29 protein-coding genes are annotated in these 24,924 nt (G+C 64.6%); 11 read left to right on the top strand and 18 right to left on the bottom strand.

Annotated elements, in window-relative coordinates; translation table 11 throughout:
- Positions 1–3: 3 nt before the first annotated feature.
- Both pgm and ACR9Y6_RS05205 read right to left on the bottom strand, forming a co-directional pair.
- The gene (pgm, locus tag ACR9Y6_RS05210) at positions 4–1,650 is read right to left on the bottom strand and encodes a phosphoglucomutase (alpha-D-glucose-1,6-bisphosphate-dependent) (protein WP_481280317.1); all 1,647 of its coding nucleotides are present in this window, start codon (positions 1,648–1,650) and stop codon (positions 4–6) included.
- Positions 1,651–1,752: 102 nt separating this feature from the next.
- Positions 1,753–2,391, bottom strand: a complete 639-nt coding sequence (locus tag ACR9Y6_RS05205; protein ID WP_481280316.1) for a response regulator — start codon at positions 2,389–2,391, stop codon at positions 1,753–1,755.
- A 93-nt stretch (positions 2,392–2,484) separates the two neighbouring features.
- Between ACR9Y6_RS05205 and ACR9Y6_RS05200 the strand changes: the two genes are divergently transcribed.
- Together ACR9Y6_RS05200 and ACR9Y6_RS05195 are read left to right on the top strand one after the other, a co-directional pair.
- Positions 2,485–3,321, top strand: coding sequence for a hypothetical protein (locus ACR9Y6_RS05200; RefSeq protein WP_481280315.1), 837 nt, complete (start codon positions 2,485–2,487; stop codon positions 3,319–3,321).
- A gap of 5 nt (positions 3,322–3,326) precedes the next feature.
- Positions 3,327–4,151 (top strand): NAD-dependent protein deacetylase, encoded by an 825-nt coding sequence (locus tag ACR9Y6_RS05195; RefSeq protein ID WP_481282695.1) that lies wholly within the window; start codon positions 3,327–3,329, stop codon positions 4,149–4,151.
- On the opposite strand, the gene tadA is transcribed toward ACR9Y6_RS05195, so the two are convergent.
- The 5 genes from tadA to ACR9Y6_RS05170 form a co-directional block, all read right to left on the bottom strand.
- On the bottom strand, positions 4,148–4,606 hold the full coding sequence (tadA, locus tag ACR9Y6_RS05190) for a tRNA adenosine(34) deaminase TadA (protein WP_481282694.1): 459 nt from the start codon (positions 4,604–4,606) through the stop codon (positions 4,148–4,150). The genes ACR9Y6_RS05195 and tadA overlap by 4 nt on opposite strands.
- Before the next feature lie 186 nt (positions 4,607–4,792).
- Positions 4,793–5,344, bottom strand: coding sequence for a DNA-3-methyladenine glycosylase I (locus tag ACR9Y6_RS05185; protein WP_481280314.1), 552 nt, complete (start codon positions 5,342–5,344; stop codon positions 4,793–4,795).
- Positions 5,345–5,383: 39 nt separating this feature from the next.
- Positions 5,384–5,845: a nuclear transport factor 2 family protein gene (locus ACR9Y6_RS05180; protein ID WP_481280313.1), complete on the bottom strand. Its 462-nt coding sequence runs from the start codon at positions 5,843–5,845 to the stop codon at positions 5,384–5,386.
- An 89-nt stretch (positions 5,846–5,934) separates the two neighbouring features.
- Positions 5,935–7,095, bottom strand: a complete 1,161-nt coding sequence (locus ACR9Y6_RS05175) for an NADH:flavin oxidoreductase/NADH oxidase (RefSeq protein ID WP_481280312.1) — start codon at positions 7,093–7,095, stop codon at positions 5,935–5,937.
- A gap of 74 nt (positions 7,096–7,169) precedes the next feature.
- A complete protein-coding gene (locus tag ACR9Y6_RS05170; protein WP_481280311.1) occupies positions 7,170–8,006 on the bottom strand; it encodes a helix-turn-helix transcriptional regulator in 837 nt (278 codons plus the stop codon).
- Between the two features lie 94 nt (positions 8,007–8,100).
- Between ACR9Y6_RS05170 and ACR9Y6_RS05165 the strand changes: the two genes are divergently transcribed.
- On the top strand, positions 8,101–8,997 hold the full coding sequence (locus ACR9Y6_RS05165; protein WP_481280310.1) for an SDR family oxidoreductase: 897 nt from the start codon (positions 8,101–8,103) through the stop codon (positions 8,995–8,997).
- On the opposite strand, the gene ACR9Y6_RS05160 is transcribed toward ACR9Y6_RS05165, so the two are convergent.
- Both ACR9Y6_RS05160 and ACR9Y6_RS05155 read right to left on the bottom strand, forming a co-directional pair.
- Entirely contained in the window at positions 8,979–9,635 is a 657-nt protein-coding gene (locus tag ACR9Y6_RS05160; RefSeq protein ID WP_481280309.1) for a dihydrofolate reductase family protein, read from the bottom strand. The genes ACR9Y6_RS05165 and ACR9Y6_RS05160 overlap by 19 nt on opposite strands.
- Positions 9,636–9,708: 73 nt before the next feature.
- The gene (locus tag ACR9Y6_RS05155) at positions 9,709–10,377 is read right to left on the bottom strand and encodes an O-methyltransferase (protein WP_481280308.1); all 669 of its coding nucleotides are present in this window, start codon (positions 10,375–10,377) and stop codon (positions 9,709–9,711) included.
- Between the two features lie 92 nt (positions 10,378–10,469).
- On the opposite strand from ACR9Y6_RS05155, the gene ACR9Y6_RS05150 reads away from it, so the two are divergent.
- Positions 10,470–11,150 (top strand): TetR/AcrR family transcriptional regulator, encoded by a 681-nt coding sequence (locus tag ACR9Y6_RS05150; RefSeq protein WP_481280307.1) that lies wholly within the window; start codon positions 10,470–10,472, stop codon positions 11,148–11,150.
- On the opposite strand, the gene ACR9Y6_RS05145 is transcribed toward ACR9Y6_RS05150, so the two are convergent.
- The gene (locus tag ACR9Y6_RS05145) at positions 11,075–11,959 is read right to left on the bottom strand and encodes a LysR family transcriptional regulator (protein WP_481282693.1); all 885 of its coding nucleotides are present in this window, start codon (positions 11,957–11,959) and stop codon (positions 11,075–11,077) included. The two genes, ACR9Y6_RS05150 and ACR9Y6_RS05145, sit on opposite strands and share 76 nt — an antisense overlap.
- A gap of 121 nt (positions 11,960–12,080) precedes the next feature.
- Here ACR9Y6_RS05145 and ACR9Y6_RS05140 point away from each other — a divergent pair, with 121 nt between their 5' ends.
- Positions 12,081–12,956 carry an aldo/keto reductase family oxidoreductase gene (locus ACR9Y6_RS05140; protein WP_481280306.1) on the top strand — a complete coding sequence of 292 codons (876 nt, stop codon included), beginning with the start codon at positions 12,081–12,083 and terminating at the stop codon, positions 12,954–12,956.
- Here the strand turns inward: ACR9Y6_RS05140 and ACR9Y6_RS05135 are convergent, their stop codons facing one another.
- Positions 12,957–13,877 carry an alpha/beta fold hydrolase gene (locus tag ACR9Y6_RS05135; RefSeq protein ID WP_481280305.1) on the bottom strand — a complete coding sequence of 307 codons (921 nt, stop codon included), beginning with the start codon at positions 13,875–13,877 and terminating at the stop codon, positions 12,957–12,959. It abuts the gene before it with no gap.
- A 76-nt stretch (positions 13,878–13,953) separates the two neighbouring features.
- Here ACR9Y6_RS05135 and ACR9Y6_RS05130 point away from each other — a divergent pair, with 76 nt between their 5' ends.
- Positions 13,954–14,427, top strand: coding sequence for a winged helix-turn-helix transcriptional regulator (locus ACR9Y6_RS05130; protein WP_481280304.1), 474 nt, complete (start codon positions 13,954–13,956; stop codon positions 14,425–14,427).
- On the opposite strand, the gene ACR9Y6_RS05125 is transcribed toward ACR9Y6_RS05130, so the two are convergent.
- Together ACR9Y6_RS05125 and ACR9Y6_RS05120 are read right to left on the bottom strand one after the other, a co-directional pair.
- Positions 14,424–14,900: a VOC family protein gene (locus ACR9Y6_RS05125; protein WP_481280303.1), complete on the bottom strand. Its 477-nt coding sequence runs from the start codon at positions 14,898–14,900 to the stop codon at positions 14,424–14,426. The two genes, ACR9Y6_RS05130 and ACR9Y6_RS05125, sit on opposite strands and share 4 nt — an antisense overlap.
- A gap of 84 nt (positions 14,901–14,984) precedes the next feature.
- Positions 14,985–15,710 (bottom strand): TetR/AcrR family transcriptional regulator, encoded by a 726-nt coding sequence (locus ACR9Y6_RS05120; RefSeq protein ID WP_481280302.1) that lies wholly within the window; start codon positions 15,708–15,710, stop codon positions 14,985–14,987.
- Here ACR9Y6_RS05120 and ACR9Y6_RS05115 point away from each other — a divergent pair.
- Both ACR9Y6_RS05115 and ACR9Y6_RS05110 read left to right on the top strand, forming a co-directional pair.
- Positions 15,699–17,231, top strand: a complete 1,533-nt coding sequence (locus ACR9Y6_RS05115; protein ID WP_481280301.1) for an FAD-dependent monooxygenase — start codon at positions 15,699–15,701, stop codon at positions 17,229–17,231. The genes ACR9Y6_RS05120 and ACR9Y6_RS05115 overlap by 12 nt on opposite strands.
- Complete coding sequence (locus ACR9Y6_RS05110) at positions 17,228–18,364, top strand: FAD-dependent oxidoreductase (protein WP_481280300.1); 1,137 nt, start codon at positions 17,228–17,230, stop codon at positions 18,362–18,364. The genes ACR9Y6_RS05115 and ACR9Y6_RS05110 overlap by 4 nt, the downstream gene beginning before the upstream one ends.
- A 6-nt stretch (positions 18,365–18,370) precedes the next feature.
- Here ACR9Y6_RS05110 and ACR9Y6_RS05105 read toward each other — a convergent pair whose 3' ends face one another.
- Together ACR9Y6_RS05105 and ACR9Y6_RS05100 are read right to left on the bottom strand one after the other, a co-directional pair.
- Positions 18,371–19,027: a carboxymuconolactone decarboxylase family protein gene (locus tag ACR9Y6_RS05105; protein ID WP_481280299.1), complete on the bottom strand. Its 657-nt coding sequence runs from the start codon at positions 19,025–19,027 to the stop codon at positions 18,371–18,373.
- 159 nt (positions 19,028–19,186) lie between these two features.
- Positions 19,187–19,804: an FMN-dependent NADH-azoreductase gene (locus tag ACR9Y6_RS05100; RefSeq protein WP_481280298.1), complete on the bottom strand. Its 618-nt coding sequence runs from the start codon at positions 19,802–19,804 to the stop codon at positions 19,187–19,189.
- 50 nt (positions 19,805–19,854) lie between these two features.
- On the opposite strand from ACR9Y6_RS05100, the gene ACR9Y6_RS05095 reads away from it, so the two are divergent.
- Complete coding sequence (locus ACR9Y6_RS05095) at positions 19,855–20,301, top strand: winged helix-turn-helix transcriptional regulator (protein ID WP_481280297.1); 447 nt, start codon at positions 19,855–19,857, stop codon at positions 20,299–20,301.
- Positions 20,302–20,457: 156 nt separating this feature from the next.
- Here the strand turns inward: ACR9Y6_RS05095 and ACR9Y6_RS05090 are convergent, their stop codons facing one another.
- Together ACR9Y6_RS05090 and ACR9Y6_RS05085 are read right to left on the bottom strand one after the other, a co-directional pair.
- Positions 20,458–21,459: an alpha/beta fold hydrolase gene (locus ACR9Y6_RS05090; protein ID WP_481280296.1), complete on the bottom strand. Its 1,002-nt coding sequence runs from the start codon at positions 21,457–21,459 to the stop codon at positions 20,458–20,460.
- A 49-nt stretch (positions 21,460–21,508) separates the two neighbouring features.
- The gene (locus tag ACR9Y6_RS05085; RefSeq protein WP_481280295.1) at positions 21,509–22,408 is read right to left on the bottom strand and encodes a LysR family transcriptional regulator; all 900 of its coding nucleotides are present in this window, start codon (positions 22,406–22,408) and stop codon (positions 21,509–21,511) included.
- Positions 22,409–22,475: 67 nt separating this feature from the next.
- Between ACR9Y6_RS05085 and ACR9Y6_RS05080 the strand changes: the two genes are divergently transcribed.
- Positions 22,476–23,174: an FMN-dependent NADH-azoreductase gene (locus ACR9Y6_RS05080; RefSeq protein WP_481280294.1), complete on the top strand. Its 699-nt coding sequence runs from the start codon at positions 22,476–22,478 to the stop codon at positions 23,172–23,174.
- A gap of 54 nt (positions 23,175–23,228) precedes the next feature.
- Here ACR9Y6_RS05080 and ACR9Y6_RS05075 read toward each other — a convergent pair whose 3' ends face one another.
- A complete protein-coding gene (locus ACR9Y6_RS05075; protein WP_481280293.1) occupies positions 23,229–24,287 on the bottom strand; it encodes an aldo/keto reductase in 1,059 nt (352 codons plus the stop codon).
- 81 nt (positions 24,288–24,368) lie between these two features.
- Between ACR9Y6_RS05075 and ACR9Y6_RS05070 the strand changes: the two genes are divergently transcribed.
- On the top strand, positions 24,369–24,920 hold the full coding sequence (locus ACR9Y6_RS05070; RefSeq protein ID WP_481280292.1) for a TetR/AcrR family transcriptional regulator: 552 nt from the start codon (positions 24,369–24,371) through the stop codon (positions 24,918–24,920).
- Positions 24,921–24,924 lie beyond the last annotated feature (4 nt).

Genomic DNA, 24,924 nt, shown 5'->3' with positions numbered 1-24,924 from the left:
GTATCAGCCGGAAAGAGCGCGGTCGACCATCGCCTGGGCCTCGGCGAGGACGGTCTGCAGATGCTCCTTGCCGCGGAAGCTCTCGCCATAGACCTTGTAGATGTCCTCGGTGCCCGACGGACGCGCGGCGAACCAGCCGTTCGCCGAGATCACCTTGATGCCGCCTATGGCCTGGCCGCCCGCCTTGTTGGTCACCTCGACGATCGGATCGCCCGCGAGGGTCCGGGAAGTGACCTGCTCCGGCGCCAGCTTCGACAGCTTCGCCTTCTGCGCATGGTTGGCCGGGGCGTCGATGCGCGCGTTGGCTGGTTCGCCCAGCTGCCTGGTGATGTCCGAATACAACTCACCCGGGTCCTTGCCGAGGCGAGCCGTCATCTCGCCGGCAAGCAAGGCCGCCACGATGCCGTCCTTGTCGGTGGACCATGCCGACGCATCCTTGGCCAGGAACGACGCGCCGGCGCTCTCCTCGCAGCCAAAGCCGAGGCTGCCGTCGTACAGGCCCGCGACGAAATACTTGAAGCCCACCGGCACCTCGCGCAACGGGCGGCCCAGGTGCCCGGCGATGCGGTCGAGCAGCGCGGTGCTCACGGCGGTCTTGCCGATGGCCGCGTCGGCACGCCAGCCGGGGCGATTCTGGAACAGATACCAGGCCGCGGCCGCGAGATAATGATTGGCCTGCATCAGGCCCGAACTCGGCGCGACGACGCCATGCCGGTCGTGGTCCGTGTCACAGGCGAAGGCCACGTCGAACTTGTCCTTCAGGCCGATCAGCCGTTGCATCGCATACGAGGACGATGGGTCCATGCGCACGCGGCCATCCCAGTCGAGCGACATGAACGAGAACGTCGGGTCGACGGTCTCGCTCACCACCGTGAGGTTCAGGCCATAGCGCTCGCCGATCGCGCTCCAGTAATGGACGCCCGCGCCACCGAGCGGATCGACGCCCATGCGCACGCCCTTCGCGCGGATGATTTCCAGGTCGAGCACGTCGTCCAGGTCGCCGACGTAGCGTTGCAGGAAATCGAATTCGTGCGTGCTTCCGGCCTTGCGGGCCTGGGCGAAGGGAATGCGTTTCACCTCGCGCAGGCCGCCTTCGATCAAGGCGTTGGCACGCGCCGCGATCCACGAGGTGGCGTCGGTATCCGCGGGACCGCCATGCGGGGGGTTGTACTTGATACCGCCACTGTCGGGCGGATTGTGCGACGGGGTGATGACGATGCCATCCGCGCGGCCGGTGTCGCGGCCGCGGTTGTGGACCAGGATGGCGTGAGACACCGCGGGTGTCGGCGTGAACTCGCCGCCGGCGGATACCTGCGTCTCCACGCCGTTTCCGGCCAGCACTTCCAGGGTGCTTTCAAAAGCCGGACCGGACAACGCATGGGTGTCGATGCCGACGAACACCGGACCATCGACGCCATCCTTCGCACGATATTCACAAATCGCCTGGACCACGGCCAGCACGTGCCATTCATTGAATGAACGGTCGAACGAAGACCCCCGATGACCCGACGTGCCGAAGACCACCCTCTGTTCGGGCACGGATGGCTCGGGCTTGAGGTCGTGGTAGGCGGCGAGCAAGGCCGCCACGTCGACAGGCTGGCTCTCCGTCGCGGGCTTTCCCGCGAGTGGGCTGATCTTGGCACTCACCATGGCTCTCCTGGGATCCGGTCCCCAAGCATACGACGTGTTTTAAGAAATCTTCCATGTCCGTCGCGTCCGGCGATGGTTATCGTTGTGCCTGGCGATGGCGCATCACAAGCGCAGCCGCTCGATGTATTCGAAAATTTCGGCATCCGTGTCCAGTCGCAACTTTCGCATCGCGTTCGATTTCTGCTGGCTGACGGTCGACAATCCACGCCCGGTCGCCTTGGCGATATCGGTGACGCTGTTACCGGCCGCGAACAGCCGCAGGATCTTCAGTTCGCGCGGTGAAAGGTCGGCCAGCGTCCCGGACTTGCCCAGTGGCTCGCCATGTGGCGTGGCGACCAGATCGCGCACCGAACTACCGAGGTAGACATGATTCGACAGGATTTCCATCAACGCCTCGGGAATTTCCCGGGTGTCGCCGGACTTGCCGATGAGGCCGAGCACACCTGTCCCGATGATTTCGCGATACAACGCCGGATTGGCCAACGTCGTGATCACCATCACCGGAAGCGTGGGATGTCGCCGGCGTATCTCGTGCAACAGGACGAGACCATCCTGCCCCGGGGCGGGCATGCTGAAATCGGTGATCAGCGCGTCGCAGGGCGTCACTGCGAGCAGGTCGAGGAGTTCGGCCGGCGACTGGGCTTCGCCTACCACCGTCGCGAGGCCGTCTTTGGCCAGGGCGAGGCTGAGGCCCTTCAACACGACGGGGTGATCGTCCGCCAGAATGACGCGGTAGACCATGAGTGATCCATCCTTTCTTGCTTGTCCAACCACCCACGTGCCGGTCTGGAGCATCGTGGGCGGGCCGCAGAGTTGAGCACATCGCGCCTTCCGATGCCACTCCTGCATCGCATCGCCGCATGGTGGAAGCACCGCGGGACCGTCGCTTCACGACGGCGCATCGAGGCCAGCACCAGCCTGCCGCAACTACTGGGCAGGGTTGGCCGCCACTACGCGCGGGACGCGCTCGTACGCGGCATCCGGCTCGACTTCGAGATCGACCCGGCGCTCGACGGCGACCTGCACGGTCCGTTTTCCGCACTTGGCCGTGCGCTGTCCCTGCTGCTGGAACACGCGCTCCATGCCTGTACACGGTATGTCGCGCTACACGTGGACGTCGTCGGCGACGACGCGGCGACGCAGATCGTGCATTTCACGGTGGCCGACGAACACAGGCCCACGGCGGACGACCATGCCTGCCTGGACGAGGTGGCGAGGATGGTCGCCGCCGTCGGCGGCGTGGTCCATCGTGAATGGGACGCGGACATCGGCAACCGGATCATCGTCGAACTCGCCTTCGAACGGCCGCGCGTGCCACCACGCATCGACGTGGAGGCCTTGCGTTCCACGCTCGGTGGCGAACACGCGCTGCGGGAAGTGATCGCCGCACTCGACCGCGCGCTGAGCAGCGACCTCGCCGGCCTCGGGGCGCTGCTCGGCGAGCCGGGAACCGGCCACCTGCAAACCTGGCTGCACAGGGTATCGGGCGCCCTCGGCATGGCCGAGGCCACCGAATTGTCCTGCGTGGGGCTGGCGCTCGAACGGGAGCTCGGGCAAGGGCGCAACCGCTACCTCGACCAGGCGATCCTGCGCTTCGCCGACGATGCCGGCCAGGTGCTGCAGGCCCTTCGGGAACACGCCGGGCCGATGGGCTATAGTCCCGGGTCGTGAGTACCCTGCCCTCCCTCGACACCGCCATCGCGGACCCGCTGCGCGGATTCGTCGACGCGTATCCTCGCTTGTTCGTCCTGACCGGCGCGGGCATCAGCACCGATTCGGGCATTCCCGATTATCGCGACGACCGCGGGGCGTGGAAACGAAGTCCGCCGATGACGTTGCAGGCATTCATGAGCGGGCCTGCCGCGCGGGCTCGCTATTGGGCGCGCGGCATGATCGGCTGGCGCCACTTCGCCGGTGTCGCGCCAAACGTGGCGCATCGCGCCCTGGCCGCCATGGAGCGCGCGGGCCGCATCGAACTGCTGCTCACGCAAAACGTCGATGGCCTGCACGAACGAGCCGGCAGCCTGAATGTCGTCGACCTGCATGGCCGGCTCGATCGCGTGCGTTGCATGCAATGCGGCGACCTCACCACGCGCGAGGCCATGCAATCGCGCCTGGAAGAGGCCAACCCCACGTGGATGGCCTTGCAGGCCACCATCGCGCCGGACGGCGACGCCGATCTCGATGAAGTCGATTTCTCCGCGTTTTCCATTCCGCCCTGCACGGTGTGTGGCGGCATCCTCAAGCCGGACGTCGTCTTCTTCGGCGAGAACGTGCCCCGCGCCCGCGTGGACACCGCGTGGGCGCACCTGGGCCGGGCCGATGCCATGCTGGTCGTGGGCTCGTCGCTGATGGTTTATTCGGGCTACCGGTTCGTGCTCGAGGCATCGCGCCGCGGCCTGCCCATCGCCTCGGTGAACCTTGGCGTGACGCGAGCCGACGGCCTGATCTCGCTGAAGATCGAGCGCTCCTGCGCTGAAGCACTGGCGCCGTACGCCTAGCGCCTGTCGCGGAAAAAGCGGCGCAGCAGATCGCCCGCCGCCTCGGCTTCCAGGCCACCCGTCACCTCGACGCGATGGTTGTGCCGGGGCGACACCAGGGTGTCGAAAACGCTGCCTGCCGCCCCGGTCTTCGGATCGGTGGCCCCGAACACCACGCGGGCGATGCGCGCGTGCACCATCGCCATCGCGCACATCGCGCACGGCTCCAGGGTGACGTAGAGCGTGGCCCCGGGAAACCGGTAGTTCGAAAGCGTCTCGCCCGCCGCGCGCAGGGCCTGGATCTCCGCATGCGCGGTGGGATCGTTGAGCGTGATGTTCCGGTTCCAGCCCTCGCCGACCGCTACGCCATCGAGCACGACCACGGCGCCGACCGGTACCTCGCCTTCGGCATCGCGCGCATGCACGGCCAGTTCGAGCGCGCGGGCCATCCACGCGCGATCGGCCTCGTCGAACATGGCGTGGCTGGCGGACGGAATGGCGTCGGTCGGAAGCAAGGCGGCAACCCGGTATGCGGAACGGGGAATTCTACGCCACCAGCCCCGCGCCAGTGGGAGCGGACCCCACCGTACCCATGCCCTGGTGGGACCGAACCTTTCCATAAGCATGCCTGGTGGGAGCGGACCCTGTCCGCGATGTCCCCCTCAGCGCCTGAAACACCCCAGCGCATGATCGTCCACGATTCCCACCGCCTGCATCCAGGCATAGGTGATCGTCGGTCCCACGAACTTGAAGCCGCGCTTCTTCAGGTCTTTCGAGATGGTGACGGAGAGCGGCGTCTGCGCCTGTACCGTACGGCCATCCCCACGCAGCACCTTGCCGCCGGTGAACGACCAGCAATAACGGTCGAAGTCCTCTCCACGGGCGCTCATGTCCTCATAAATGCGCGCGCCCTCGATCGTGGCCTCGATCTTGGCCCGCGAGCGGACGATTCCCGGATCGTCGAGTAGTCGCAGGATGTCCTTCTCGCCGAAGCGGGCGACCTTGGCGGGGTCGAATCCCTTGAACGCCTTTCGGAAGTTCTCCCGTTTGCGCAGGATGGTGATCCACGACAGGCCGGCCTGGAAACCCTCCAGCATCAATTGCTCCCACAGCATGCGCGAGTCGTGCAGTGGCACGCCCCATTCCATGTCGTGATATTCCAGGTATAGCGGGTCCGTTCCCGCCCAGGCGCAACGCTTGGGTTCTTTGCTCATGAATCGTCGGCCTCGTGTCCACGCAAGCCGGGGAAGATATCAGAGGCCGAGATCCGACAGCCCCGGATGGTCGTCGGGGCGGCGGCCGAGTGGCCAATGGAACTTGCGCTCGCTTTCCTTGATCGGCAAGTCGTTGATGCAGGCGTAGCGATGGTGCATCTCGCCCACGTCGTCGAATTCCCAGTTCTCGTTGCCATAGGACCGGAACCAGTTGCCGCTGTCGTCGTGCCATTCATAGGCGAAACGCACGGCGATGCGGTCGCCGGTGAAGGCCCAGAGTTCCTTGATCAAGCGGTATTCATGCTCCTTCGCCCATTTTCGGGTGAGGAAGGCGACGATGTCGGCCCGTCCGTTGACGAACTCCGCGCGATTGCGCCAGCGGCTATCCGGCGTGTACGCCAGCGCCACCTTCTCGGGGTTGCGGCTGTTCCATCCGTCCTCGGCCAGGCGGACCTTCTGGACGGCGGTTTCGTGCGTGAACGGGGGAATGGGCGCCGCCATGCTCGCGCTCCTTGCTGGAGGGAGCACCCAGTGTAACGACGGCTGCGACAGGACGACTTGCATCATCTTGTCGCAGCCGCTCCGTCACCTCACCAGTACGCGCCGTTCTCGTCGCGCTCCCACGACGCCGTCGGCCCCACCGGCCCATCGACGCCGAACAGGTGACGGTGCCGTGCCGGTTGCGACCGCAGGTACTGCTTTGGCGGGAGCACGGTGGCCCCCAACTCGGCCGCCGCATGCCAAGGCCAGCGGGGGTCGTAGAGGATCGTGCGCGCCAGTGCCACCATGTCCGCGTCGCCCGTGGCGACGATCGCCTCGGCTTGTTCGGGGCTGGTGATGAGACCGACCGCCACCACGGGCATCTTCACCGCCTGCTTCACGGCACGCGCGAACGGCACCTGGTAACTCGGGCCGACCGGGATGCGCTGCGCGGGGTGGAGCCCGCCGGTGGAAACATGGATGGCATCGCAGCCACGCGCTTCCAGCGCCTTGGCGAAGGCGATCGTCTGCTCCAGGTCCCAGCCGCCTTCCACCCAGTCGGTGGCCGATACGCGCATGGTGACCGCACGGTCGACGGGGAATGCCGCGCGCACCGCCTCGAAGACCTCGAGCGGGAACCGCATGCGGTTCTCCAACGAGCCGCCGTATTCGTCGGTGCGCCGGTTCGACAAGGGCGAGAGGAACTGGTGCAACAGGTAACCGTGCGCGCCGTGCAGCTGGACGAAATCCAGGCCCAGGCGCGCTGCGCGGACCGCCGCCGCCGCGAAGGCATCGCGGATACGGACCATGCCCTCGCGATCCAGGGCCACGGGGGTCACGTCGCCCTCGTTGAACGGTACGGCGGATGGCGCGACCGTCTGCCACCCGTGCGGATCGTCCGGCGGGAGCTGGTGCCCACCCGCCCAGGGGACCTCCGTGGATGCCTTGCGCCCCGCGTGGCCGAGCTGGATGCCGATCGCGGTGTGCGACCAGCGGCGGACGCTTTCGAGGGTGCGCCGCATCGCTTCCTCGGTCGCGTCGTCGTACAGGCCGACGTCGCCCCAGCTGATGCGGCCTTCGGGCAGCACGCCCGTCGCCTCGATCGTCAGCAGCGATGCGCCGGACATGGCGAGCTGGCCGAGGTGCATCTGGTGCCAATCGGTCATCCGGCCGTCCTCTGCCGAGTACTGGCACATGGGTGCGATGACGATACGGTTGGGCAACTCCAGGCGACGTACCTGGATCGGCTTGAATAGCGCGGGTTGCGCCATGGTGGTTCTCCTGAAGGGGTTTCGAAGGTGCAAGCCCACCACATGGTGTCACCCGGGGGATTGGCAACCCTTCTTCAATCCGGCGATGCGGCGAGGAGCGCCCTTATGCGCGCCGCGTCCGCGGGCGCGGCCGGGTTGTATACGATCATGCTGAGATCGGGCCGGCCATCGACCGTGAACGCGGAGTATTCCAACGTCAACAGTCCGCCATCCGAGTGACGAAAGATCTTCGTGCCTCCGCCATGGTGGCCGACGTCGTGATTACGCCACATCGCGTCGAACTCGGCGCTCTCGCCACGCAACTCGGCGACGAAGGATTCGATCTCCCTGGATGCCCCCGCGCGCGCGACGTCCGCACGGAACGATGCGACGACGAAACGCGCGACGCTTTCCCAGTCGAGCTGCCGCTCCCTGACGCGGGAATGGGAGAAGATCAGGCGCAAGATGTTGCGGTCCGCGGCCATGAGTTCGCCGTAATCGGTCAACACCGCCGCCGCGGCGCGGTTCCAGGCGACCACGTCCCACGTGGCGGTACGCACGATGGCCGGGCTGAGGTCGAAGGCGTCGAGCACGCGCTGCAAGCGCGGCGTCACGTCCCCCTTCGCCTGATAGCGAACCTCCGGCGGCCGGCCCAGGCCGAGCAGGAAGAGATGCTCGCGTTCGACATCGGTAAGCATGAGCGCACGCGCGATGCGGTCGAGCACGTCGGCCGATGGAGCGCCACCCCTTCCCTGTTCGAGCCACGTGTACCAGGTGGCGCTGACGTTGGCGCGTTGGGCGACTTCTTCACGGCGCAAGCCCGGCGTGCGCCGCCGTACCGACGGGAATCCCAGGGCGGCCGCATCGAGCTTCTCGCGGCGGTCCCTCAGGAACTCTCCCAGCGCGTTGTTCCTGGCGAGCGGCACACTCATCGTATTAGTTCCCATACCCGTATAACGTCACTACTTCACCCCGATCGATCATCTGCGGAGAGTACGCCCATCATTCGATCGACGGGAGATTTCCATGCGTGTGTTCGTGACAGGTGCAACGGGTTTCGTCGGCTCGGCCGTCGTGAAGGAATTGCGAAATGCGGGACATGCCGTGCTCGGCCTCGCCCGCTCCGATGCAGGCGCTGCGTCACTGCGCGAGGCGGGTGCGGAGGTGCATCGCGGCTCGCTGGAGGATCTGGACAGCCTGCGCCGCGGGGCGTCCATGGCGGATGCCGTGATCCACGCGGGCTTCAACCACGACTTCTCCCGCTTCGCGGAAAACTGCGCGATGGACCGCGCCGCCATCCTTGCGCTCGGCGACGCCCTCCAGGGCTCGCAGCGCCCCCTGCTGGTCACCTCCGGCGTCGCGCATCTCGCCCATGGTCGTCTCGCCACGGAAGAAGATGGCCCGGTGCCGACATCCAGCACCTATCCGCGCGCCTCGGAAACGACGGCGTTCGAACTCGCGGCGCGTGGCGTGCACGCATCGGTGGTTCGCCTTCCTCCGTCCGTGCATGGCGAAGGAGATCACGGGTTCGTGCCTCGCCTCATCCAGTTCGCTCGCGAGAAAGGCGTGGCCGCATATATCGACGAGGGAACCAACCGGTGGCCTGCCGTGCATCGCATGGACGCCGCGCGCCTGTACCGCCTCGCCCTGGATGCCAATGCGATCGGCGGCCGGTTTCACGCCATCGCCGAAGAAGGCGTACCGTTCCGGGACATCGCCGCGGTGATCGGCCGCCGCCTGGGCGTTCCCGTCGCAAGCAAGACAGTCGAGGAAGCGAAGGCCCACTTCGGCTGGTTCGCCATGTTCACCGGGATCGACGCGCCGACATCGAGCGAACGGACGCGCGCGCAGCTCGGCTGGCAACCGACGCAGCCGGGGCTGCTTGCCGATATCGACCAGCCGGCTTATTTCGGGGGCGTTTGACGAGCCAGCACCACGTGCATGGCGTTCTCACCCTGGGCATGTTCGACCACCGCATAGCCCAGGGCGGGAAGATCGATGCCCGTGAACAAGGCCTCGCCCCGGCCTAGCAGCACCGGCGAGATGGCCAGGTGCAACTCGTCGATCACGCCGGCTTGCAAGTATTGGCGGACGGTCGAGGCGCCGCCGCCGATGCGGATGTCGGCTGCGCCGGCTGCTTTCCTGGCTGACGCCAGTGCTTCGTCGATGCCACCGGTGACGAAATGGAAGACCGTGCCGCCTTCCATCTCGACCGGCGCCCGCGCATGCCGTGTCAGGACGAAGACAGGGCAATGATAGGGCGGTGTATCGCCCCACCAACCCTTCCAGCGGTCGTCGGGCCATGCGCCGCGAACGGGACCGAACATGTTGCGGCCGAGAATCCAGGCGCCCATGCCTTGCATGGATCGCGCGGCATACGTCTCGTCGACCCCCGACGTGCCACCTTCCTCGCCCGTCATCGCATGGAAGGTTTTCGTACCGACCAGCCATCGGTGCAGCGCCTCGCCTCCCAGCCCGAGGGGTTGATCCAGGCTTTGCTCGGGTCCGGCCGCGAAGCCGTCCAGCGACAAGGTGAATCCAGCGACACGTACCTTCGTCATGCTCCGTCCCCTCTGTGCATACTTGTATGCTTCATGATGCCTTAGAGGGGGACAAGGCATCACGAAGATGACATCAACCTCCGATCCGCACGGACAACTCGACATCCTCGTCGAAGGGCATGGACAGGTAGCCACGTGCCGGCGAACGCACGCGTGCCACATAGTCGGGGCTGTAATCGGCGTTGTCGGCGACGATGAAGGCGCCCTGCCTCAAGCGGCTTTCCACCAGGTCGAGGACCGCGGGATAGAGAGCCTTGGCACCATCGAGCAAGAGCAGGTCGATGGTCTCGGGAAGGCCGGTGGCCAACGTCTCCAGTGCGTCGCCCTCGCGAATCTCTACCAGGTCGGCGAGACCACCGGCAATGAGGTTGTCCCGGGCCCGCGCCACCTTGGACGGCTCGAACTCGGTCGTGATGAGACGGCCGCCACCGTTGTCGCGCAAGGCGGCGGCGAGATGCAGGGTCGAGATGCCGAACGAAGTGCCGAACTCGACGATCGTCCGCGCGCCGCTTCCGCGTGCCAGCATGTAGAGCAGCTTGCCCGTCTCGCGGGAAACGGCCAGCGGCATGTCCTTCAGGCGTCCATAGAAGTCCAGGTATTCGGTCGTGCTGCGCATGAGGCGCTCATGGTCGTCGCGCGAGAGCTCGGCGATGGCGGGGGCGCTTGCCGGGGAGGTCTGGTCCGCCTCGTGGAACAAGCGGTCGATCAGCGTGGCGAGCGGCGTGGCGGTAAGGGTGGACATGCGGTTTCTCCGGTCTGAAATGCGCTTGGGTTCGCGCCGGATTAGAATGCGATGGTTTAATCGCGTTTTCTAATCGCATTACGGCGCCGCCCATGACCGAACGCAGAAATCCGCCTATTTCCTCGCGAAAACAGCCCAAGCAGGCCCGCTCGTCCGGGCTTGTCGCCACCATCCTGGAAGCCGCGGCTCAGGTTTTGGCCAAGGAAGGCGCGCACCGCTTCACCACGGCACGGGTGGCCGAAAAAGCGGGCGTCAGCATCGGTTCGCTTTACCAGTATTTTCCGAACAAGGCGGCCATCCTCTTTCGCCTGCAAAGCGATGAATGGCGACAGACGACGAACCTGCTATGCGAGATCCTCGAGGACACGCGCCACCCGCCGCTCACACGCCTGCGCACCCTCGTCCACGCTTTTATCCATTCCGAGTGCGAAGAGGCCACGATGCGCGTGGCCCTCAACGATGCAGCTCCGCTTTATCGTGATGCGCCCGAAGCGCGAGAGGCGAAGGCAGCGGGCGAACGTACGATCAGGCTTTTCATGCGGGAAGCACTGCCGGATGCTCCGGAGGCGCTCCGCATGCTCGCCGGGGACCTGATCACCACGACGTTCAGCGCGGTGGGCAAGCAGTTTTCGGAAACGCCACGCACGCACGCGGAGATCGAGGCGTATGCCGATGCCATGGCCGATATGTTTTGCGCCTACCTGGAGGCGGAGGCACGAACGAAGTCGACGAAAGCCTTGAGCGGCGGCGGCACGAGTCGCCGCCCGGGGTAATAGAGGAAGGGTCCGGAAAAGCTCTGCCACCAAGGCTGGAGGATCGGTTCGAGCGCGCCACTGTCGAGGTACGGACGAAGCCAGTCCTCGAACAGGTAGATGATGCCTGTGCCGGCGAGAGCGGCCTCGACATTGAGATCGGCACCGCCGCCGATCCGCACGATCAACGGTCCGGCAGGGTCGACCCGAACGACCTCGCCATCGCGTTCGAACTCCCACGGTGGAATCGTTCCGCTGGGGAACCGGCCCCGCAGGCAGGCATGTTCGAGAAGGTCGTGCGGATGTTCCGGGCGACCACGACGCGCGAGGTACGACGGCGCCGCGGCCGTGGCGAAACGCTGCACGCGAGGCCCTATCGGCACGGCGATCATGTCTTGTTCCAGGCGCTCGTCGTAGCGAATGCCGGCGTCGCATCCAGCTTCGAGGATGTCGACGAAATTCTCCTCGGCGACGATCTCGAGGCGGATGTCCGGATAGGCGGCGAGGAACGGCGGCACGATCGCGGGCAGCACCAGTCGTGCGGCGACCACGGGCACGTTCAGGCGAAGCGTCCCCGCTGGCCTGTCGCGAAAGTCGTTCACCGTCTCGAGCGCCGCTTCCACTTCGGTCAATGCGGGGCCCAACCGCGACAACAAACCCTTGCCCGCATCGGTGGGGGCGACGCTTCGGGTCGTCCGGTTGAGCAGGCGGACGCCCGTCTGCGCCTCAAGGCGGCGCACCGCCTCGCTGAGGCTGGACGCGCTGGTCCCGTTCACCCGCGCGGCCTCACGGAATCCACCGGCACGGGCCACCGCGACGAATGCGTTCAGATCGTTCAGGTCGACTTTCATCGTTCGCCGTTCCGTACAGCCCGTACGGATTGTGCCGGATTATCGAAGCGGTGGAGAGCGGCTACCTTGAAGGTTCATCCGCACACGAAGAGATACCACCATGTCCAGCATCGACCGCGCCGGAACATTCACCCTCGGCGACCGCCGGGTGAAGCGCCTGGGCTACGGCGCCATGCAACTCGCCGGCCCCGGCGTGTTCGGCCCACCCAAGGACCATGACGCGGCGGTGGCCGTGTTGCGCGAAGCCATCGCTTCCGGCGTGAACCATGTCGACACCAGCGACTTCTACGGTCCGCATGTCACGAATCGCCTGATCCGCGAAGCGCTCGCGCCCTACCCCGACGACCTCGTCATCGTCACCAAGATCGGCGCCCTGCGAGGCGAGGATAAGTCATGGCGCCCGGCCTTCTCGGCGAAGGAGCTCACCCAGGCGGTCCACGACAACCTGCGCAACCTCGGCGTCGACGTGCTCGACGTGGTCAACCTGCGAATCATGTTCGATGTGCACGGTCCCGCCGAAGGCTCGATCGAGGCACCCCTCACCGTCTTGGCCGAACTCCAGCGGCAAGGCCTCGTGCGTCGTATCGGGCTGAGCAATGTCACCTCGACGCAGGTCGCGGAGGGACGGCGCATCTGCGACATCGTGTGCGTGCAGAACCAGTACAACCTCGCGCATCGGGGCGACGACGCGCTCATCGACGAACTCGCCCGCCAAGACATCGCCTATGTGCCGTTCTTCCCGCTGGGTGGTTTCAGCCCGTTGCAGTCGTCCGTTCTTTCCGGGGTCGCCCAGCGACTCGACGCCACGCCGATGCAGGTGGCGCTCGCCTGGCTGCTTCGTCGCGCTCCGAACATCCTCCTGATTCCGGGCACCTCGTCCGTCGCGCACCTTCGCGAGAACCTTGCCGCCTCGGCTTTGGAGTTGCCCGAGGACGTGATGACGGAACTGGACGGCGTGGCGACACGGCCAGAGTGATCAGGTTCGCGCCAGGAATTCGACGATTAACCGGCCGATCGGCCCTGGCGCGTCCTCCAGGCTGTAGTGCCCGACACCGTCGAGTGTGTGCACGGGCGCGTCTGGAAACACTTCGCTGAAGAGCGGAAGGAAATGCTCCGCCTGCAAGGTACGGTCGGCCGTCCCCCAGATCGCCAGCGCGGGCCTCGATGAAAGCGCGCGCACGGCGTCGGCGTCGGGAACCTCGAAACGATGCGCACCCGTGGCGAAACCCTTGGCCCAACCGATCGCACCCGCGCAATCCGCGGGCGTTTCGAAGTGCGATCCATAGGCGCGCAACCATGTATCGCCGATCAACGCATGGTTCTCGAAACCGTTGAGCTTCAACGTGCTCAATATGTTGAAGCGCAATTCGCCCAGTACGTTCTCGAGACGACCGTGCGAGTCGGCCTCCACGATCCACTGGAACCATGGCGACGATCGGGCGTTCGCCAGCAGGTGCTCGCCGAGTCCGGCTTGCCCGAAAGGGGTCGGGCCATTGGTCGTGACGACGCGGCGAATGCGCCCGGGGTGACGCGCGGCGAGGCCCATGCCGACGGGGCCGCCGAAGTCGTGGAGAACCAGCGTTATCGCCGCCAGGTCCAGCGACAGCACGAAGTGTTCGAGGTTGTCGATGTGATCCTGCAGCCAGTAGGTGCGGTTCGCCGGCGTCTCGCTCTTGCCGAAACCCATGTGATCGGGAACCACGACCCTGTGTGTTCCGGCCAGCGCCCGCACGAGGTGGCGGAACAGATAGCCCCATGTCGGCTCGCCGTGCAGGCACAGGACGACCTCCCCATCGCGCGGCCCCTCGTCCACGTAATGCATGCGGAACCCCGCGGCCTGGGTGAATCGAGGCATGAAGGGAAACGTGCCGTCGAAGGATGCATCGGAGCGGATCATGGGAAATCCTTTGAGGAATTATGGTTTCAATATGAAACCATTTGTCTTTTAGCAGACAAGGTTTTACCTTGCAACCATGGTCAAGAGAATCACCCATGAAGACTCCGCGTGCGGCGTCGCGCGCCCGCTCGACGCGATCGGCGATGGCTGGTCGTTATTGATCGTCCGCGACGCGTTCGGCGGGCTGCGCCGCTTCGGCGAATTCCAGAAGAGCCTTGGCCTCGCCAAGAACATCCTGGCGGCCCGGCTGAAGCACCTGGTGGCTTACGGCATCATGGAGGCGGTGCCCGCCTCGGACGGCGGCGCCTACCAGGAATATGTGCTCACCGAAAAAGGACGCGGCCTGTTTCCCCTGCTCGTCGCGTTAAGGCAATGGGGCGAGGATTTCTTCTTCGAACCGGGCGAACGGCACGTTTCTCTCGTGGACCGTCACGCGGGGCGCCCCCTCGCGAAAATGCGGCCGCGTTCCGAAGACGGCAGGGTTCTTCAACCGGAAGATACCGTCGTCATGATGCGTCCCGTGCGGGGTGGCAAACGGAAGGTCGACTAACCGCCGCGAACGGCCGCCTCGATCTTCGCGATATCGATCTTGTGCATCGACATCATCGCCTCCATCGCGCGCTTGGCGGCGGCGCGATCGGGATGGCTCATCGCCGCGAGCAAGGCGCGTGGCGTGATCTGCCAGGAGTAGCCCCAGCGGTCCTTGCACCAGCCACAGGCATTCTCCTTGCCGCCACCGCCGACGATCGCGTTCCAGTAGCGATCCGTCTCGGCCTGGTCGTCGGTCAGGACCATGAAGCTGACCGATTCGTTGGCCTTGACGTCCGGTCCACCGTTGATGCCGACGAAGGCCTGGCCGAGCACGGTGAACTCGACGATCAACTCGGTGCCCGGCGGGCCGCCGGGATGATCCGTCGAGGCGTCCACATGGCTGTCCGGGAAAGTCGCCGCGTAGAACTCCGCGGCCTCGCGCGCTTCATTGCCATGGAACAAGAGACAGTTCGTGAATTTACCGTCGGTCATCTCGCTTCTCCGTGGTCGGGGTGGCGTCGCCCGCGACTTTAACCACACCGGCGGGATGTGTCGAACCGGTCGGAAACGCGTACGTCAGCGCCCGCCCCGCGCCGCGATGCCACCCAGGATGAGATCGACCCCCGCGAGGAAATCCGCGCGGTCGTCGTGCTCGCGCATGCGGCCGGCGACACTGCGCGTGAAGGGATATTCGTTCGGATCGAGTTGGGACCAGACCGTCGCCATCGCGTCCAGGAAATCGGAGCGGTCGATGTCGTGCGTGCGGGCGAATTGCGTGTTGGCGGCGTTCTGCCCGGCAACGCCCAGGATGTAGTGCAACAGTGCCGAGGCCGCCGTCCACTGGTCTTCATCGGACAGGCCGAGGGCTCGAACCTGCTGGCCCAGGCACTCGACGATCCTCAGCATGGGCGCCTGCCCCGCCGCGCGGGTGAGTGTCGAGCCCACCCAGGGATGCGCGTCTATCGCGTCGAACAGGCCGAGGGCCAAAGCGCGGATGGTGTCTTCAGGCGAGGCTCCGGCCGCGCAGGGCGCCATCGTGCGCGCGACGACCGCATCGCAGGCCGCGGTCAGCAAGTCGCCCTTGTTCTCGACGTGCCAATAGATCGCGCCGGCCCCGGTCGCCAAGTGCTCGGAGAGCGCCCGAAAAGTGAGCCCGTCTTCTCCACGGCTGTCCAGGAGCGCGATCGATGCCTCGATGATGCGGTCCCGCGATAGCGATTCTTCTCGTCGTGCACGTTTGCCCATGTGCCATATATTGACATAAATGGAACGGCGTTCCAATATTATGGAATGACGTTCCATGACAACGAAAACTACGACGCGATCATCTCCGGCGCTGGCCCTGTGGGTCTGTTCCTCGCCTGCGAACTGGCCCTGGTCCGGTGCTCCGTGCTGGTGCTGGAAAGGACGGAAGACCCCTGCTCGCCGCTGAAACGGGTGCCCTTCGGGATGCGCGGGCTCTGGGTGCCGACGATCGAGGCCCTTCACCGGCGCGGGCTGCTGCGTGAACTGCAGATCCACAAGCGCATCCAGAGTCCGCATCAACATGTCGGGCAGGGGCCACGCCGGCAAGCGGGGCATTTCGCCGGCATCCCCTTTCATGACGACGACATCGACACCGCCCGATGGCCCTATCGTCTGCCGGGCTCGGTACCCTCCCATCTGCTATCGGAAATGGAAGAACTCGAATCCGTGCTGGCCCGGCGCGCGGAAACCCTTGGCGTCCGCATCCTGCGCGGTCGGGCCGTAACGGGCTTCGAGCAGACCGGGCACGGGGTTGTCGTCCATTCCCACGAACAGGCTTTCGAAGGCCGATGGCTCGTGGGTTGCGATGGAAGCCGCAGTGCCGTTCGCAAACTGGGCGGCTTCGAATTCGCCGGTACCGAGCCGGAGTTCACCGGCTATACGGCGAAAGTGGACATCGCCGATCCGGAGAAGCTGAAGCCGGGCCGCATCGCGACGCCCTACGGGATGTACTTGCAGTCGCAACCGGGTCATCTGGTGATGCAGGATTTCGACGGCGGTGCGTTTCATGCGGCCGGCACGCCCATCACCCGGGAACACGTGCAGGACGTTCTACGACGGATCTCCGACACCGATGTGAGCATCGACGCCTTGCACATCGCGGCGACGTGGACCGATCGCGCGCGACAGGCCACGGTCTATCGCAAGGGCCGCGTTTTCCTGGCAGGCGATGCCGCGCACATCCATTCGCCACTCGGCGGCCAGGGACTCAACCTGGGATTGGGCGATGCGATGAACCTTGGCTGGAAGCTTGCCGCGGCCATCAGGAACAAGGCACCAGGCGACTTGCTGGACAGCTATCACGCGGAGCGGCACCCGATCGGCGAAAGGATCCTGGACTGGTCACGCGCACAGGTCGCCATCATGCGACCCGAGCCGCACGCCCGCGCGCTGAACGCGATCGTCCGCGACCTGATGGATACGCGCGATGGCGCGACCTATTTCGCTGGAAAGGTATGGGGCATCTCCGCCCGCTATCCCTTCGGCGAGGGCCATCCCTTGCTGGGCCACAGTGTTCCCGAGTTCGAATTCGACGACGGCAGGACGATGGGTGGACTGATGCATGACGGCCGTGGTGTCCTTTTTGATTTCGTGGGGAACGCCTCGCTCGAAAAGTTCGCCGGCCAATACGGCGGTCACATCGCTTATGTCACAGCACGTCCGAAGGATTCCTTCGGACTGGGTGCCTTGTTGGTACGCCCGGACGGATACGTCGCATGGGTGTCGGAAGGCGTCCCCGATGTCGGCGGCCTGGATGACGCAGCCGCCCGCTGGTTCACGCGAGGAGCATCCTCATGAACTCCCCTGTCGCCATCATCGGTGCGGGCCTGGGTGGGCTGACGCTTGCGAGGGTGCTTCATGTCCATGGCATCGCGACGACGGTCTACGAAGCGGAAACCTCGGCAGACGCCCGCGGTCAGGGAGGACTGCTCGATATCCACGAGTACAACGGCCAGCTCGCGCTCAAGGCGGCGGGCCTCTTCGACGCGTTCCTCGGGATCATCCAGGCGGGCGCCGATGCCCAGAGGGTGCTCGACAAGCATGGCATCGTCCTGCTCGATGACCTGGACGAGGGCAACGGCAGCCGGCCCGAAGTGCACCGAGGCGACCTTCGCCGCATTCTGCTCGACTCGCTTCCCGCCGGCACGATTCAATGGGGACACAAGCTCACCGCCGCGAACCCGGTGGACGGCGGTCGGCACGCGCTCGCCTTCGCCAATGGCGCAACGGCAACCGTCGGTCTTCTCGTGGGTGCCGATGGCGCCTGGTCGAAAGTCCGCCCTCTTCTCTCCGACGCCGCACCCGCTTATGTCGGTACCTCTTTTATCGAGACGTACCTGTTCGACAGCGACAACCGCTATGGAGCCACCGCGAAAGCAGTGGGTGGCGGTTCGCTGCTGGCGATCGCGCCGGGCAAAGGCATCCTGGCCCACCGGGAGGCCAACGCCACGCTGCATGCCTACGTGGCCTTGAACGAGCCGGAGGAATGGATCGCCAGCATCGACTTCTCCGACCCGGCGACCGCGTTGGCACGCATCGCGGAAGAGTTCGACGACTGGGCACCCGAATTGACCACGCTCATCCGGCGCAGCGAAACCCCGCCCGTGCCCCGCCCCATCTATGCCCTTCCCGTCCATCACCGCTGGGAGCGAGTGCCCGGAGTCACCCTGTTAGGAGATGCCGCGCACCTGATGTCACCGTTCGCCGGGGAAGGTGCGAACCTCGCCATGTTCGACGGCGCGGAACTGGCGAAGGCCATCATCGCCCATCCAGGGGACATCGAAGCCACGCTCCTCGCGTACGAAGAGGACCTCTTTCCTCGCAGCTCGGCCACGGCGGCCGAGTCGGACCGGAATCTCAGGCTGTTCTTCAACGACCGCGCGCCATGGAGCGTGGTGGAGTTTTTCACCGGCCCCCGCATGGCCGGGTGAACGCCCTTACGCAGCGGCTAGCTGCCGCTCCAAGGCGTCACGTGCTCGCCTCGCCGCTTCGGCGTCCACACGATCGGCCAGCGTCTGGCCGAGTTGGCCTAACTGGCTCGCCGAAAGGCCGATATTCATGCTGATGCGCATGTGAGCTTGCAGTTGCGGCTCCACGCCCGGCAACGCGGCCAACACGGCAACCGTCGCCAGTTCCCGGCTTTGCCAGTCGAGGTTGTCGCGCTCGAAGATGTCACCGAACACATGTGTCTTGATGTATTCATCGATCGCCGGCGCGAAATCGAATACTGGTCCCTTCACGGGGCCGCCCGCCAAACGGGTCTGGTTGGCGGTTCCCGCGGCAAGCAATGCGTCGCCCTTGGGAATGGCGCGGCTCGGGGCCTGTCCGGCCGCGTCACGAATGCCTCGTTCCTTGCGCGATTCCAGCACTTTCATGAAGGCGCCGAGGGCGTTGAGGCTGCGCGGAAAACCTGCGTACGCGTAAAGCTGCACCAGGATTTCCCGCGTATCGCTCACGGTCAGGCCGGCGTCGAGTCCATGGTCGAGGGCCGTGGTCAACCGGCCGATGTCGCCGGTGGCGGCGAAGGCCGCGATGGGAACGATGGCTTGCTGGCGAGCGGAGAGAGCTTCGGATGCCGCTGATTCTTCTGTCATATGGTTGCGTCCTTACGAAGCGTGATCCCCTGGAATTTATTATGTCGGCCGTCGCTCCGTAAGGCCACGCATGCGCATGAGCTTATGCGCATGGTTCATCAATGGCAGCCGATCGGCCGGATGGCTGCGCGCCTTACGGCCGGCGATAGGCAATCGGGACTAAGCCGCCAGCGTCTCGATGCTGCCCATCGCGCGCGCCAGCGCGGCCGCGCGCAGTTCAGGACTGATGTCGACCCCGTCGGCGGCGATCACCTCCAGGTTGTCGATGCCGAGCACCGAGAAGATGGACCGCAAATAGGTTTCCGCATGTTCATGGCACGCGTTCGGCGATCCCTCGCCATAGATTCCGCCCCGCGCCAGAAGAACGATCACGCGCTTACCGCGCGCCAGCCCGACCACGCCGCTGGCGCCAAAGCTGAACGTTTTTCCGACGACACAGATCCGGTCGATCCAAGCCTTGAGGGAGCTCGGGACGGTGAAATTGTAGAAGGCGACGCCCATCACGATCACATCGCTGGCCATGAACTCCTCGAGGACCTTCCCACTTTCTGCCAGGTCGCTCAGTTCGGCCTGATCGAGATCACTGGTGCCCGCGTCGTGCGCATGGGCTGCGAATACGCCCCCGGTGAGATCGCCGAGTGGATGGGCGGCGAGGTCGCGGTATTGGACCGCCATGCCGGGTGATTCACGCTTGAGGCGTTCCACGGCCGCGGCTGACATGTCCCGGCTTAACGATCCCGTCGTTTTGATGCTTGTGTCGATATGCAGCAGCTTCACCGCGTCTCTCCTCGTGGTCTGTATTTGAGATTAGGTAATTTAATGAGACCATGGCGCGGCGTGAAGGAGGCAGAATTTTGGGAAAAGGTAAGGAAGTAGTAACCATCCCGGCATCCGCCGGAGGCCGTTACTTTCACGATCAACCAACGTGGGCGTTCGACTCGCAATGTCCCGCGCGAGACGTTCTCGACCGGATCGGCGACAAGTGGTCGGTGCTCGTCGTGGCGACTCTCGCGAAGGGCCCGCATCGCTTCAGCGCCGTTCAGCGCGCGATCCCGGACATCTCCAAGCGAATGCTGACGCAGACGTTCCGAGATCTGGAGCGCGACGGGTTGATCACGCGGACGGTGTTCCCGACCAGGCCGCCGAGCGTCGAGTACCGCCTGACGCCTCTGGGCGAAACGATTCTCGAGCCCCTGAACGTTCTTGTTCAGTGGGCGAATCGCAACCAGGTGGCGATCAAGAACGCTCGCTTGGCATACGACGGAATGTCGTAAACGGCGATCAGAGATTTTTAGTCTTGAGCCAAGTGCGGATGGCCTGTGTGAGTTCCGTCTTCCGTTCCAGCGGCAACCAGTGTCCCGAGGGCATGCTCGTTACGATGAGGTCTGCGCAGGCCGCGCGCATGGGATCGCCTTGGCGGTTTCCCGTGACTAACCCCGTGTCCAACGGTTGACGGTGAGAATCGCATCAGCGAAATCCCGTGGCGCTTCCCATGGAAGATTGTGGCCACACTCGACGATGCGGTGCTCATGCCGCGCAGCGAACATCTTCGCGTGGTCAGCGGTGCCACCTGGCTTGAGCGGGTCTTGCGTCCCATCCAGCGTCATGGCGGGAACGGTAATCGGCGGTTTCTGCGCGAGTCGTTCTTCCAGGGGTGCCAGTGCGGGGTCCCCCTCGGCCAGCCCGAAGTCGAAGCGGTAGGAATGGATCACGACGTCGACGAAATCGGGATTGTCGAAGGAGGCTGCCGTTCGCTCGAAGGTCGCCTCATCGAACGACCAATGCGGCGACCACTGCTTCCAGAGAATCCGGCAGAGCTCGCGTCGATGGAGGGCGAGGCATTCGCGGCCTCGCTCGTGCTGGAACAAGTGCTGATACCACACGGCTTGCTCCAGGCTTGGTGCATAGGCGTGACCAAGCCGCTCGACGTCGATGATGTCGTAGCCCGCGTATGAAACGAGGCCCGCGACACGCTCCGGCCACAACGCACTCGCCACGCAGGAAGCCAGGCCGCCCCAGTCATAGCCGGCCAGAAGGGCGCGCTCGATACCAAGGGCATCCAACAGTTCGATAATGTCGCGGCCCAACGCCGCCTGCTGACCGCTGCGTATCGTTGCTTCCGATAAGAACCGCGTCGGTCCGAAGCCACGAAGATAGGGCATGATCACTCGCGCTCCGGCGTCGGCCAGCAGCGGAGCGACCTCGTCATATGCGTGAACGTCGTAGGGGAAGCCGTGCGATAGAACGACCGGCCAGCCCGCTTGCGGACCGAGTTCCACATAAGAGATGTTCAAGGTCGCCGTATTGACCGAGTGCATATAGCCGCTCGCCGTGAAATCGCTGCCGCCGGTATGTAAGGTAGGGCGAGTGGACAGCCTGTGAAGTTCCACGCCGTGGAAATGGCGAGCCCTCGTGGCAAGCAAGCTCGTCATGATTCCTCGGGAACGACCAGGTTCTTCCCCCTCCGCCATCAACGATGTCCTAGGAGCCGGGGTGCTGTCTCAGCGCTTCCAACAGCCATTGTCCAGCGGGTCCAGGCACACGATCGCGCCGGTGGGCTGCGTAGATCGTCAATCCGTCGCCAGGTGTCGGATCGTTCTCGATCTCGATGCGAGCCAGGCGCCCGTCCGCGATGGCGTCGGCCACCATGTGGCTGGGCATGCGGCACCACCCGAACCCTGCCAGCAGGAAATCCAGGCGACGCCCAAGATCGACGAAACGCCATAGCCTGGCGCTTGACACCCCGTAGTTGGCCCCTCCGGGATCGACCGGATCCGAGAGTACGAGTTGGACGTGCGGTTCGAGATCGCTGGGTGTCGCAGGCCTTCCGAGCGATGCCAGAGGATGATCGGGTCTGACCACCGGGACCATGTCGATGCGCAGCAGCGGATGCGCGATGAGGTCTTCGGGCACGGCGGGGAGCAGCAGGCAGATGGCCAAGGCGGCGGAGTCATTGCGCAGGCGGCGCAAGGCGCCGCCCAGGCCCTCGGTGGTGAAACTCACGGGAAGGTCCGGATAGGTCGTGCGCAACGCGTGCAGGGTCTCGATCAATGGCGCGGTCGGCACCAGCGGATCGATCGCCAGCGCGAGTTCCGGTTCCAGCCCTGAGCGATTGCTGGCCGCGACGGCCTGGAACCGGGCCGCGCTGGCCAGCACCAGGCGCGCTTGTTCGACCAGCACCATGCCGATGTCCGTGAGCCGCGGCCGATGCCCGCTTCGGTCGAACAGGCGCACGCCCTGTATCTCTTCAAGGGTGGCCACCGCCTGGCTGATGGCCGATTGGGCGCGGCGAAGCTCCCGAGCGGCCGCGGAGAAACTGCCGACGTCGGCAATCGTCACCAGCACACGCAGTTGATCCAGGCTGAGATTGCCGATCGCCATACATCATAAAAACCGATAGAAACTATCTCCATAATATCTCTTTTCAAGAAGAATGGAGGGTCGCAACATGCATGCGTGCAGCCCACCTATGGCTGCCCCGGTTTTCTGGCACCAGCAATGGAGAGTCGACATGTCCCAACTTCTTGTCATCGAAACCAGCCCACGCGGCAATCATTCGGTCTCGCGCAACATGACCCGCCGTTTTGTCGAGGAGTGGCGCAGCGCACATGCGGGAGGCAGCGTGGTCTTTCGCGATCTTGCGCAAATCCACCTGCCCTTTGTCACGGCGCCCTGGCTGCAGGCGTATTTCACGCCACCCGAGCAGCATTCGCCGGACATGAAGGAAGCCTTGAGCCTTTCGGATGAGCTGGTCGCGGAGGTGCTGGCCGCAGATCACATCGTCGTTGCCACGCCCGTCTACAACTACAACATTCCGGCCGTACTGAAGGCATGGGTCGATCACATCGTTCGCAAGGGCACGACGCTGGGGTTCGACGGAAAAGGCCTGGTCCTTGGCAAGAAGGCGACCGTGCTTCTTGCCTCGGGCGGGATCTACACGGAAGGCTCGCCGATTCGCGATCGCGACATCGCCACTCAGTATCTGCGCATGATTCTCGGCGTCATCGGCATCACCGACGTGACCGTCGTCGCTGGCGGCGGTGCCAAGGTCGTCGACCTGGGCGAGGAAACGATGGATGGTTTCATCGCCAAGCTGCACTCCGATCTGCATGAAGCCGCCATGCAGGGCCCGCTCGCGAAGGTCTGAACCGTCGAGGCCTGGATACGCCCGCCGATCACCCTGTCACTTCGATTGGCATGGTTACACACCGGTGGGTATGGCGGCGTCGGCTCTGAACCCGGTGGCCGTCTCCGCGGCACGATGCAATAGCGCTGGTGCGGATACGCCCTGGTGGTCTTGACGAGGGGTGTAAGGAGCTTCCAGTAGCTTCGCCTCATCATCGGTAAGCGTGATCGATAGAGCCGCAACCGCATCATCGATATGCCTGGTTTTGAGTGCCCCGATAATCGGTGCCGCAACCACGGGATTACGAAACAACCAGGCAAGCGCAATCTGTGCCTGATTCACTCCACGCTCGGCAGCGATGGCGGCAACCGCTTCTATGATTTCCTGGTCGCTCGCTGCCGTCACCGGGCTTTGCGCGGCAGCTGAAGTCTCGGTTTGCGACCGTTCGGTGACTTGCCCCCACGGACGAGCGAGACGGCCACGCGCAAGGGGGCTGTACACCATCGTCTGCACACCTTCATCGGCGCAAAGTGGCAGCATTTCGCGCTCTTCTTCGCGAACGAGCAGGTTGTAGTTGTCTTGCATGGAGATGAATCTAGCCCAGCCGTGTACCTTCTGTAGATGAAGCGCTTTACTGAACTCCCACGCCATCATCGACGAGGCACCGATGTAACGAACCTTCCCCATCTTCACGAGATCATGCAGCGCCTCAAGCGTTTCCTCCCAAGGCGTCAGTTGGTCGCGACGATGAACTTGATAGAGATCTATGTAATCTGTCCCTAGCCGACGCAGGCTGTGGTCGACCTCGGCCATGATCGCCTTGCGCGATAGCCCAAAGGCATTGGGACCGTTTCGGGTAGGTGCGGATAGCTTGGTTGCAATGACCACCGCGTCACGATGCGCAAAGTCCTTGAGCGCCCTCCCCACGAACTCTTCGCTCGATCCTGTGGAGTACATGTTGGCCGTGTCGAAGAAATTGATGCCAGCGTCGACAGCGTGGCGAATCAGAGCACGGCTTGCGTCTTCGTCGAGAGACCATGCGGGGTACCCTTGTTCCGGTCGACCGAAACCCATGCAACCGATGCAGATGGGCGATACGTCCAGTCCTGAGTTACCGAGCTTTCTGTATTGCATGATGAATGCCTTTCGCTGAAAATGATAGAGTTCTCCGTATTTAACGGAGAACTCTCCGCTTCGTCAAGAGGTTCATCCAAATTGAGCGAAAAACTGCGCACCGACGCGCGTGCGAACCGGGACCGCATCCTTGAAGTGGCGCGGGACATGCTCGCGGCAGACCCCGATGTGTCGTTGAACTCCATCGCGAAGCTGGCTGGCGTAGGCGCGGGCACGCTTTACCGCCACTTCCCGAACCGGGAGGCTCTGGTGTTGGGGGTCTATAAGAACGAGATCGATGCACAAGTTGAACTCGCGTCAGCGCTACTTGCCCACCATCGCCCCTTGAAGGCGTTTCGCCTTTGGTGCGACCGCCTTGCTCAACTCGGCAGGGTCAAACATGCGATGGCCAAGTCGCTCCAGGCAACGCTCTCGGAACAAGACTCCCAAGACGCCTATCTGCCCATGCTGGACGCGGTACAGAGGTTGATAGCGGCGTGTGAAGCGTCTGGTGAGATGCCGCCGGGTAACCATGCGGCTGACGTGCTGGTCCTACTGTCTTGTCTCTGGCGCATCCCCCCCAACGAGGATGGGGAAGCTCAGGCAGCCAGAGTATTGGCGCTTACTTTCCGCGCCATGGGTGCAAGCAATTGATGGG

Source organism: Luteibacter sp. TLI7-4A, from assembly GCF_056754745.1.
Note: the sequence above shows the minus strand (reverse complement) of the source record. Positions and strands in the feature narration are given on the sequence as shown.